The sequence below is a fragment of the Allobosea sp. TWI1241 genome (genome assembly GCF_039673065.1).
GTDB lineage: Bacteria > Pseudomonadota > Alphaproteobacteria > Rhizobiales > Beijerinckiaceae > Allobosea.
This window is the reverse complement of record NZ_JBDJKW010000003.1, coordinates 356,793-367,083: the sequence shown is the minus strand read 5'-3', so window position 1 is coordinate 367,083 and position 10,291 is coordinate 356,793. Positions and strand designations below refer to the sequence as shown.

The following is a 10,291-nucleotide window of genomic DNA, read 5'->3' as shown; positions in this document are numbered from 1 at the left end:
ACCTGCTCGTCCGACTGGCCGGTGGCGAGCGGCGCGGCGGCCGGCATCGGCGCAGAAGGTGCGCTTGTCTGGGAGACAGATGCGTTCGCGGTCTTGGCTCCACCACCGGCCTTCGCCGCCGCGATGTCCTTCTCGACGATCCGGCCATGCGGACCAGAACCCTGAACCGCACCGAGATCGATCCCGGCTTCCTTCGCCAGGCGACGCGCCAGCGGCGAGGCGCGCACACCCGCGCCCTGCGCGGGAGCGCAGCAGGCCGCGGGCTTCGGTTCCGCGCCGGGTTCGGGCTGGGTGGCGGGTGCGGCCTCCGCGATGATCGCGGGCGCCGGGGCGGCGGGCGACGACGCCTCGGCTGCGGGCGCGCCGGATGCAGGCGCGCTGGCCTCGGCCTCGCCCGGCTCGTAGATCCAGGCGACGGCGGCGCCGACCGGGATGTCGACGCCGACCTGCCCGGTGACGTCGCGCAGGACGCCGCTCGCCGGGGCGTCGATCTCCATCGCCGCCTTGTCGGTCTCGATCTCGAAGAGCACGTCGCCCTTCGAGACGGTGGCGCCGGCCTCGACATACCAGGCCGAGATGCGGCCGGTCGCCATGTCCATGTCGACCTTGGGGAGAATGACCTCGACCGGCATGGTCAGCGCACCCCGCGGACGAGGTCGCGCGCGGCGGCGACGATATCCGGCACCTGCGGCACGGCGGCCTTTTCGAGATCGGGATTGTAGGGGATCGGCGTCTCCGCCCCGCCGAGGCGCACGATCGGCGCGTCGAGATAGTCGAAGGCCTCGCTCTCGGCGATGGTGGCGCTGATCTCGGCGCCGATTCCGAGCGTCTTCACGCCCTCGTAGACGCAGAGCAGGCGCGAGGTCTTGCGCACGCTGGCGACCAGGGTGTCGCGGTCGAGCGGGCGGATGCTGCGCAGGTCGACGACCTCGATGTCGATGCCCTCGCCGGCCAGTGTCTGGGCCGCCTCGAGCGCCTTGTGCACCATGATCGAGGTGGCGACGATGGTGAGGTCGCTGCCCTCGCGGCGGATCTCCGCCTTGCCGATCGGCACCGTGTAGTGCCCCTCCGGCACCGGGCCCTTCATCTTGTAGAGCAGCTTGTGCTCGAAGATCATCACCGGGTCGGGATCGGCGACGGCGGCGAGCAGCATGCCCTTGGCGTCATAGGGCGTCGCGGGCTGCAGCACCTTCAGCCCCGGCACATGGCCGAGCCAGGCTTCCAGGCTCTGGCTGTGCTGGGCCGCGGCACCGGTGCCGGAGCCTGCGGGGAAGCGCATCACCAGCGGCACCGAGACGGCGCCGCCGAGCATGTAGCGCATCTTGGCCGCCTGGTTGACGATCTGCTCCATGGCGAGCGTGGCGAAATCCGAGAACTGGAACTCGAAGATCGGGCGCAGGCCGGTGACCGCCGCGCCGACCGCGACGCCGGCGCCGCCGAGCTCCGAAATCGGCGTGTCCATGACCCGCTCCGGCCCGAAGCGCTCGATCAGGTCGCCGGTGACCTGGAAGGCGCCGCCATAGACGCCGATATCCTCGCCCATCAGCACGACGCGCTCGTCGGCCTCAAGCGCGATCGCCATCGCCTCCTGGATCGCCTGCGAATAGCTCAGTTCCCTGACCGCGGTGTCCATCAGTTCCGCTCCGTGTAGACGTCGAGGGCGAGATCGGCTGTCGCCGGCGCCGGGCTTTCCTTGGCGAACTCGATGCCGGCGGCGATCTCGGCGCGCACGGCCTCGCGCACCGCCGCGATCTCCGCGTCGGTGGCGATGCCGAACTCCGCGAGCTGCGCCTCGTAACGGGCGATCGGGTCGCGATTGGCCATCCAGTCGTCGATCTCGTCCTTGGTGCGGTAGCGGTTGCGGTCGCTCTTGGAGTGGCCGCGATAGCGATAGGTCTTGCACTCGATCAGGCTGGGGCCCTCGCCGCGACGGGCGCGCTCCACCGCGATGTGCGAGGCTTCCGCCACCGCCGAGAGGTCGTTGCCGTCGACGATGACGCCGGGCATGCCATAGGCGGCGGCGCGGTCGGCGATGTTGGGCACGGCGGTCGAGCGGGCGGTCGAGGTCGACATGCCGTAGCCGTTGTTCTCGCAGACAAAGACCACGGGCAGCGTCCAGACGGAGGCCATGTTGAGCGCTTCGTGGAAGGCGCCCTCATTGTTGGCGCCGTCGCCGAAGAACGAGACTGCGACCTTGCCGGTGCGCAGGCGCTTGGCGGTCAGGGCGGCGCCGACCGCGATCGGGATGCCGCCGCCGACGATGCCGTTGGCGCCGAGATTGCCGGTCGAGACGTCGGCGATGTGCATCGAGCCGCCGCGGCCGCCGCAATATCCGGTGGTCTTGCCGAAGAACTCGGCGAACATGCGCTTCACCTCGGCGCCCTTGGCGATGCAGTGGCCGTGGCCGCGATGGGTCGAGGTGATCTGGTCCTCGCGCGTCAGCGGCAGGCAGATGCCGACGGCGCTGGCCTCCTGGCCGATGGAGAGATGCATGGTGCCGTGGATCAGCCCGCGCATGTAGCTCTCTTCGGCGCCTTCCTCGAACTGGCGGATCAGGTGCATTCGGCGCAGCGCGTCGAGCAGCGCCTCGCGCGGATAGTGCCGGTAGAGGAAGGGCAGGTTGGTGGTGTCTTGCGTCGCGGCGGCGACTGCCGGAGCGGCCATGATGTCAGGCTCCCTTGCCGAGGATGAGCGCGTCCTGCCTCGCCCGCAGCGCGGCGATCTTCGAGCCGGGCACGACGGAGGCATTGGCGTAGGTGATGAGCTCGCCCTTGCGGATCGGGGCGGTGACGGTGCCGGCCTGCAACAGGCCGCAAGGAATGGCAGAGGCGTCGCGTGCCTCGCCGGCCGTCATGATCCAGGCGCGGTAGCAGTACTCGCCGATGGCGTCGAGCCGGTCGCCCGGCTTCAGGTCCTTCTTGGCGACGGCGCAGACCTCGGCGACGGGGCGCGCCAGCGGCACCATGTCGGGCTTGCCGTAGAGCACGACGCGGGCGCAGGTCAGCGGCACTTCCAGCGAGGTCAGGTGATAGGGGCGGTGGAAGGTGAAGTAGGGCCCCTTGCCCATCTTCAGGTCCTCCATGCGCTCCGAGATCCGCGGATGCGACATGTCGGCGACGACGAAGACGCCCGGCGCCACGCCCTTGCCGATCGAGTAGTCGACGACGCCGACGCGCGAGAGCACGCCGCCATCCTTCTGCGGCACCAGGGTTGAGGAGAGCTGGTCGAGCGTCGCGGCCGGGCCGTGCATCCCCGGCTTGTCGGGCACCAGCCCGGTGGCGTTGGCGATCGCCGCCATCTCGACCATGGTCTTCGAGCCGTCGACGAACTCGACCAGCATGCGCACGTTCATGTGCCGGCGCGCCGCCTCCTCGGCGTAGTCGTCCGGCACCGCGTCGACGTTGAGCGGGTTGTTCTTGCCCTTGCCGGCCGCCACGATCGGATGGCCCATGGCCGAGACGAACTCGATCAGCTCCATGCAGGAGGAGGGCTCGTCGCCGGCGCCGAGCGAATAGGTGACGCCGAGCCGGTCGGCCTCGCTCTTGAGATAGGCGCCGATGGTGACGTCGGCCTCGACGTTCATCATCACTAGGTGCTTGCCGTGCTCCATCGCCGAAAGGCCGATCTCGGCGCCGACCGCCGGCACGCCGGTCGCGTCGATGACGACGTCGATCAGCCCGCTCGACAGGACGAGCCCGGCATCGCCGGTGATCGCGATCTTGCCGGCCTCCATGGCGGCGTTGAGATCGGAGAGGCGGCCGGCCTCGTGATGATGGCCCTGCTCGCCATAGGCGATGTCGACCGCCTTGCGCGCCGCAGCCGGGTCGAGATCGCAGATCGCGCCGATGCTGATGCCCGGCATGTGGGCGACGCGGGTGACGATATCGGTGCCCATCTCGCCCGAGCCGATCAGCCCGATTCGGACGGGGCGGCCGGTATCGGCACGCGCCAGAAGATCACGCGCCAGTCCGGTCGGCGCGACATTGATGCCCATGAAGTCCTCCATGCGCGCGACCCGTCGCCGAGCGATCCGGATCTGCACTTTTGCTTCTATAGATTACAAATGTTCTGGCAAGTCGCGTCTCGCCCGCGAGTGGCGGGCCTGCCGGCCCGCCGCAGCCGTCAGGCGCGGACGATGTCGTCGAGGAAGCTGGTGCCGATCTCGGTCGCGCCCACGCCGAAGACCTCGGCGACGGTGGCTGCGATATCGGAGAGGCTGTCGCGCATGAACACGCCCTTCGGCACGATCCCCGGTGTCCAGGCCAGCAGCGGCGTGAACTCGCGGGTGTGCTTGTCATGGCCGATGGTCGGGTCGTTGCCGTGGTCGCCGGTGACGATCAGCAGGTCGCGCGGGCTCATCATCGCCATGATCCGGCCGATGCCCTCGTCGGCGAGACGCAGGCAGGCGGCGTAGCGCGCGGCGCTCTCGTCATGGCCGGCGAGATCGGTCTCCTGGATGTTGATCGCGATCAGGCCGGAGCGGACGCGGGCCAGCGAGGCATAGGTCGCGTCGAGCACCGGCTGGGTCAGCACATGCGGCTCCTTGTGGGCGCCCTCGCAGGTGATCACGTCGGCGACCTTGCCGATCAGCTCGACCTCGTAGCCCGCCTTCTTGAGGATGGTGGGGATCTGCACGGCGGGCTTGGTGCCGCGCGTCAGGTGCCGCACCACATAGTTGCTGGTGTAGAGGCCGAGCGCGACATTGTTGACGCCGCACTGGCCGGTCGGGCGGCGCTCGGTGCAGCGGCGGATGTCGGCGGCCTTGAAGCCGTAGCCGCCCATCGCCACGACGCGGCGGACCCGCGCCACCGAGCGCAGCATCTCGCCGACCGCGACGATGTCCTCATAGGGCGTCTCGTCGATCGAGCCGACGCAGTGATAGGTCTGCAGCGGGTCGCTCTCGAGATTGTCGCCGCAGATCATCCGGCCGTCGACGAAGAGGGCGGCCAGGCCCTCGCCCGCCGGCTCGACCGTGTGGCCGGCGGCCCGCAGCGCGGCGGCGACATCGTCGCGCACCGCCTCGAACAGCTCCTCAGGCACGTCGGGCACGCGCGAGCCCATGATGACCTGGTGGCCGAGATAGGTGTCGGCGCCCTTGTAGCCGAGGTTGAAGACGCCGTGGACGGCGATCGGCGAGGGCTCGACGCGCAGGCCGGAATCCGGCGCGACCGTGCCGAGGCCGAGCCGCTCCAGATTGGGCAGGGAGAGCCCGCCGGCATCGCGCACCACATGCTTGAGCGTGTTGGAGCCGACATCGTTGGGGCGCACGAGATGGACGTCGGGCAGGGCGCCGATCCCGAGCGCGTCGAGAACAAGGATGATGACCCGGTCGAAGGGGGGCTTGGCGTCGGTCATGATCGTCCTTCCGGTCAGGCGGCGGCGCCGCTGCGCGGCAGCAGGTGGATGGTCTGCTCCTTGAAGCCGATGCCGACGCGATCGCCCTCGCGGATCGTGAAGGCGTCGCCGAGGGCGGAGCGCACCGAGGTCACCACCGTGTCGCCGAGACGGATGCGGTATTCGGTCAGGTCGCCGAGATATTCGATCTCCTCGACCTCGCCGGGCAGGCCGCTCTCGGGCGCGCCGAGCGTCACGGCCTCCGGCCGCAACAGGGCGAGCACATCGCGCTCCAGGCCGGCGCGCGGCGCCGGCGCATTCAGCCTCGTGCCGAGCAGCTCGATCTGGGCGCTGCCGTCGGCCTCGCCGACGATGGTCGCCGGCAGCGGGTTCACCTTGCCGACGAACTGCGCGACGAACAGCGTCGCCGGGCGGGCATAGATCTCCTGCGGCGCGCCGACCTGCTCGATCCGGCCGCTCTTCATCACGGCGATGCGGTCGGACAGGCTCATCGCCTCGTCCTGGTCGTGGGTGACGAAGAGCGCGGTGGTGCCGAGCCGGCGCTGCAGGCGGCGCAGCTCAGAGCGCACCTGGACGCGCAGCTTGGCGTCGAGATTGGAGAGCGGCTCGTCGAAGAGCAGCAGGTCGGGGTGCATCACCAGCGCGCGGGCGACGGCGACGCGCTGCTGCTGGCCGCCCGAGAGCTGGCCCGGCATGCGCGGGCCGTACTCCTCGAGCCCGACGGCGGCGAGCGCGGTCGCGACCTCGCTGCGCACCGTCTCCTCGGCGACGCGGCGCAGCCGCAGCGAATAGGCGACGTTCTCGAACACGCTCATATGCGGGAAGAGCGCGTAGTTCTGGAACACCAGGCCGATGCGGCGGTGATGCGCCGGCAGCCGGGCGATCGAGCGGGAATCCAGCAGGATCTCGCCGGATTCGAAGTCCTCCAGTCCGGCGAGCGTGCGCAGCACCGTGGTCTTGCCGCAGCCGGACGGGCCGAGCAGCGTGACGAATTCGCCGGGGGCGAGATCGAGGTTGAAGTCGGTCACCACCGGCAGGCGGCGGCCGCCGCCCAGCGAGTAGGACTTGTCGAGGTTGCGGATGGCGAGCGCCTTGGCGAGTGTCTGTTGCATGTCGGCTGTCCCTCAGCGGGCTTCGCGCCAGTCGCCGCCGAGCAGCCGCGGCACGCCGTGGATCACCGCCAGCACCATCACCACGACGATGACGCTGAGAGCGGCCGCCTCGCCGACGTCGCCGCGATCCATCTGGGAGAGGATGGTCGGGGTGACGAGGGCCCAGTGCGGCGAGACCACGAAGATGACGGCGCTCAGCGTGGTAACGCTGCGCGTGAACGAGAAGATCATCCCGGCCAGGAGGGCCGGCTGGACGATGGGGAGCAGGATGCGCCACAGCGTCTGGCCCGAGGTGGCGCCCATGGTGGTGGAGGCCTCGTCGAGCGTGCGGTTGATCTGGTTGAGCGCCGCCACGCCCGAGCGGATGCCATAGGGCAGCGAACGGACGACGAAGGCGGCGACGATGATCGCGGCGGTGCCGGTCAGCATCAGCGGCGGGCCGTTGAAGGCCAGCCCGAAGGCGAGGCCGATGACGGTGCCGGGGATGGCGAGCGGCAGGTTGGCGGTGAAGTCGAGCAGCGACTGGCCGCGGGCGCGGGTGCGCGCCACCACCCAGGCGATCAGCAGGCCGAGCATCACCGAGATGAAGGACGCGACCAGGCCGAGCAGCAGCGTGTCGAGGATCGCCCCGCGCGACTTGGTGATGGCGGCGACCAGATGCTTGGTGGTGAAGCCGTAATTGATGCCGAAGAGCTGGGTGAAGGCGCCGGCGAGCACGGTGGCGTATTGCAGGCAGATCACCAGGGTGATGCCGCCGACGAAGGCCAGTGCCGCGATGCGCACGCCGCGATGGCGCACCTCGCGATGCCGGCTCGAGCCCTTGGCGCCGACCGAGGCGAAGGACATGCGTGCGCTCAACGCCTTGTGGGCGAAGAACATCATCAGCGCCGGCACCAGCAGCAGCACCGCCAGCGCCGCTCCCTTCGGGATGTCGTACATGCCGATGATGGTCTGGTAGATCTGCGAGGACAGCACCGGGAAGTCGCCGCCGAGCAGCAGCGGGTTGCCGAGATCGGCGAAGGAGTAGCTGAACATCAGCAGCATGGAGCCGGCCAGGCCGGGCACCAGCAGCGGCAGGCTGACGGTACGCAGCACGCGCCAGCCATTCGCCCCCATGGTCGAGGCCGCCTCTTCCAGCGAGGCGTCGAGCCCGCGGAACAGGTTGAGCATCAGCAGGTAGGCGAAGGGGAAGTAGGAGATCAGCTGCGCGATCACCAGGCCGGTGAAGCCGTAGAGCCCGGTGGTCTGCAGCCCGAGCAGCTCATGGGTGATCAGTCCGCGCCGCCCGTAGAGCATGATCAGGCCGAGCGCCATCAGGATCGGCGGCGAGATCGTCGGCAGCAGCGCGAAGAAGTGCCAGACGCGCTTGCCGGGGATCGCCACGCGGGCGATCGCATAGGCGTAGAGCGTGGCGAGCACGGTGCCGAGGACGGCGACCGTCGCCCCCAGCAGCAGCGTGTTCCAGAACACCGCGCGGTTGTAGGGATCCGCGACGGTGTCCCACAGCAGGGCGAAGGAGACCCGCCCGTCCACCGTGAACGCCCGCAGCAGCAGGTCGAGCATCGGATAGGCGGTGAAGATCAGGACGAAGGCGGCCGCGACGGGGTAGACCCAGTAGAGGGTCCAGTCCCGCCGCTGCGCGCGCTCCGTCAGGCCCGCAGGCGCGACGGCACTCATCGGTTCACTTTCGTCCGGCGAGTATGTCGTTCTGGAAGCGCGCGATGATGGTCTTGCGCGTGTCCGAGCTGCCGGCCCAGTTGAAATCGAAGTCGATCAGCTTGGCCGAGGCGAAGGGCTTCACCAGATCGTGGACCTTGGCCTTGGTGTTGGTCGGCATGTCGAAATACTCCGACGCCGCCAGCGTCTCCTGCGAGGCGGGCGTCACCGCCCAGTCGAGGAAGGCCTTGGCCGCCTCGGGCTCCGGTGCGTCCTTGAGCATCACGGCGCAGAACAGGTCGTAGCCCGTACCCTCGGTCGGCAGGGTCATCTCCAGCGGGAAGCCTTTGTGGATGCTGCCGAGGATGTCGTGGGCGAACAGGATGCCGATGCCGACCTCGCCGCGGCCGACGAGCTGGGTCGGGCCGATGCCGGAGCGGGTGTACTGCGAGACGTTGGCGTTGAAGCGCTTGATGTAGTCCCAGCCCTTCTCCTGGCCCATGAGCTGCAGGATCGTGGCGAGGAACATGTAGCCGGTGCCGGAGGTGGCGGGGCTGCCGATGCAGATCTGCCCGGCGAACTCGGGCTTGGTCAGGTCCTCCCAGCTGGTCGGCGCCTTGAGGCCCTTCTCCTTGAGGAAGGTCTTGTTGGAGGCGATGCCGATGAAGTCGACGTCGATGCCGGTCCAGTAGCCTTCCGGATCGACATATTTCGCCGGGATGTCGGCGACGCCCTTCGGCTTGTAGGGCTGGAGCAGCCCCTCGCTCTTCAGCGTCATCATCGAGGGCAGGCCGATGCCGTAGAGCACGCTGGCCTGCGGGCGGGCGCGCTCGGCGCGGATGCGGTTGACCGCCTCGCCGGCCGAGAGGCGCAGGAAGGTTGTCGAGATGCCGGCGCTCTTCTCGAATTCCCTGGCGAGCGCGGCGCAGGTCGGCTCGGGCGGACCCATGTAGGCGGTGAGCTTCTTGCCCTGCGCGAAAGCGGGCAGGGACGGCAGCAGCGACGCGCCGAGCGCGCCGCCGGCAAATTGACGGCGGGTCAATGTCATGTGGCTTCCTCCTCGAACATTTGTATTTGTTAATTGCAGAATGTTCGATCGCTGTGAGGCTGTCAACGGCAAAACGCGGCCGCCCGCGACGGCGCGCGACCGGCGGTTTCCGGTGCTGGAAACGGGGATCGGGAGGGGTGCGTGCGACGCTGCGGGCGTCGCGACCCGCGGCGGGCTCAGGCGGCGAGGAAGCGCGCGGTCTGCTCGTCGGTGATCAGCGTGGTCGGGCGGATCGTCTCGATCGAGGCCTTGAGCGCGACGAGCTTCTCGCGGCCGCCGGAGATCAGCACGCGCTCGGGCGTGCGCCTGAGCTTGGTGAGATTGGCCGAGATCACCCGCTTGTTGACCTCGTGGTCGAGGACGTTCCCGGCCTCGTCGATGAAGTTGTAGAGCACGTCGCCGACCGCGCCGGCCTCGAGCAGCGAGCGCCTGTCGGCCTCGCTGATGTAGCCGGTGCGGAAGCTGGTGGTCAGGGTCGAGATGCCGCCGACCGAGAGCAGGGCGACATCGAGCGCTTCCGCCATCTCGAAGATCGCGGCGAGGCCGCAGCGTTCGAGCAGCGCGTGCTTGGTCTCGGGATCGTCGACCACGGCCGGGGCCGGGACCAGGAAGCCCTCGCCCTGGAAGAGTTCGGCGAATTGCCAGGCGAATTCGGCCGGGTTGAAGCGCCTTGCCGCAGCGATGCCGCCGAGCAGCGAGACGACGCGGAAGCCCTCCAGCGTGTTGCCGCTGATGAAGGGCAGCATGTTGTAGAGCGTGCGGCCCCAGCCGACGCCGACCGTCATGCCCGGCCGCATGATGCCGGAGACGAAGGTGCCGGCGGCGGCGGCGATGACCTTGACCGGATCCTCCTCGGGGTCGTCGAACGGGGCGAGGATGACGCGGGCGATGCCGTAGCGCGCCTCGACCTCGCGCTCGAGCCGGACGAATTCGGCAAGCGGCGAGGCGATGGAGACGCGGACCTCGTTGCGGCGGCGGGCGTCGGCGAGGATGCGCACGACCATGACGCGGTTGATGCCGAGCCGGGCGGCGACCTCGTTCTGGGTCAGCCCCTCGACATGGTAGAGCCACGCCGCGCGAATCCTGAGCCGGTCGGTCTCGCTGTACATGGCCTGCGGCT

9 protein-coding genes are annotated in these 10,291 nt (G+C 69.3%); all 9 read right to left on the bottom strand.

Annotated elements, in window-relative coordinates; all coding sequences use genetic code 11:
* Positions 1-632, bottom strand: a 632-nt coding sequence (locus ABE438_RS06880; RefSeq protein WP_346501795.1) for an E3 binding domain-containing protein, incomplete at its 3' end; no start/stop codon positions are given.
* 2 nt (positions 633-634) lie between these two features.
* A complete protein-coding gene (locus tag ABE438_RS06875; RefSeq protein WP_346501794.1) occupies positions 635-1,633 on the bottom strand; it encodes an alpha-ketoacid dehydrogenase subunit beta in 999 nt (332 codons plus the stop codon).
* Positions 1,633-2,664, bottom strand: a complete 1,032-nt coding sequence (locus tag ABE438_RS06870; protein WP_346501793.1) for a thiamine pyrophosphate-dependent dehydrogenase E1 component subunit alpha — start codon at positions 2,662-2,664, stop codon at positions 1,633-1,635. Before ABE438_RS06870 ends, ABE438_RS06875 begins: the two co-directional genes overlap by 1 nt.
* 4 nt (positions 2,665-2,668) lie before the next feature.
* Entirely contained in the window at positions 2,669-3,994 is a 1,326-nt protein-coding gene (locus ABE438_RS06865) for an NAD(P)H-dependent oxidoreductase (RefSeq protein WP_346501792.1), read from the bottom strand.
* Between the two features lie 128 nt (positions 3,995-4,122).
* Positions 4,123-5,355: a phosphopentomutase gene (locus ABE438_RS06860; RefSeq protein ID WP_346501791.1), complete on the bottom strand. Its 1,233-nt coding sequence runs from the start codon at positions 5,353-5,355 to the stop codon at positions 4,123-4,125.
* 14 nt (positions 5,356-5,369) lie between these two features.
* Positions 5,370-6,467 (bottom strand): ABC transporter ATP-binding protein, encoded by a 1,098-nt coding sequence (locus ABE438_RS06855; RefSeq protein ID WP_346501790.1) that lies wholly within the window; start codon positions 6,465-6,467, stop codon positions 5,370-5,372.
* Positions 6,468-6,479: 12 nt separating this feature from the next.
* On the bottom strand, positions 6,480-8,144 hold the full coding sequence (locus ABE438_RS06850; RefSeq protein WP_346501789.1) for an ABC transporter permease: 1,665 nt from the start codon (positions 8,142-8,144) through the stop codon (positions 6,480-6,482).
* A gap of 4 nt (positions 8,145-8,148) precedes the next feature.
* Positions 8,149-9,171, bottom strand: a complete 1,023-nt coding sequence (locus ABE438_RS06845) for an ABC transporter substrate-binding protein (protein ID WP_346501788.1) — start codon at positions 9,169-9,171, stop codon at positions 8,149-8,151.
* Positions 9,172-9,347: 176 nt separating this feature from the next.
* The gene (locus ABE438_RS06840) at positions 9,348-10,280 is read right to left on the bottom strand and encodes a sugar-binding transcriptional regulator (protein WP_346501787.1); all 933 of its coding nucleotides are present in this window, start codon (positions 10,278-10,280) and stop codon (positions 9,348-9,350) included.
* Positions 10,281-10,291: the final 11 nt, after the last annotated feature.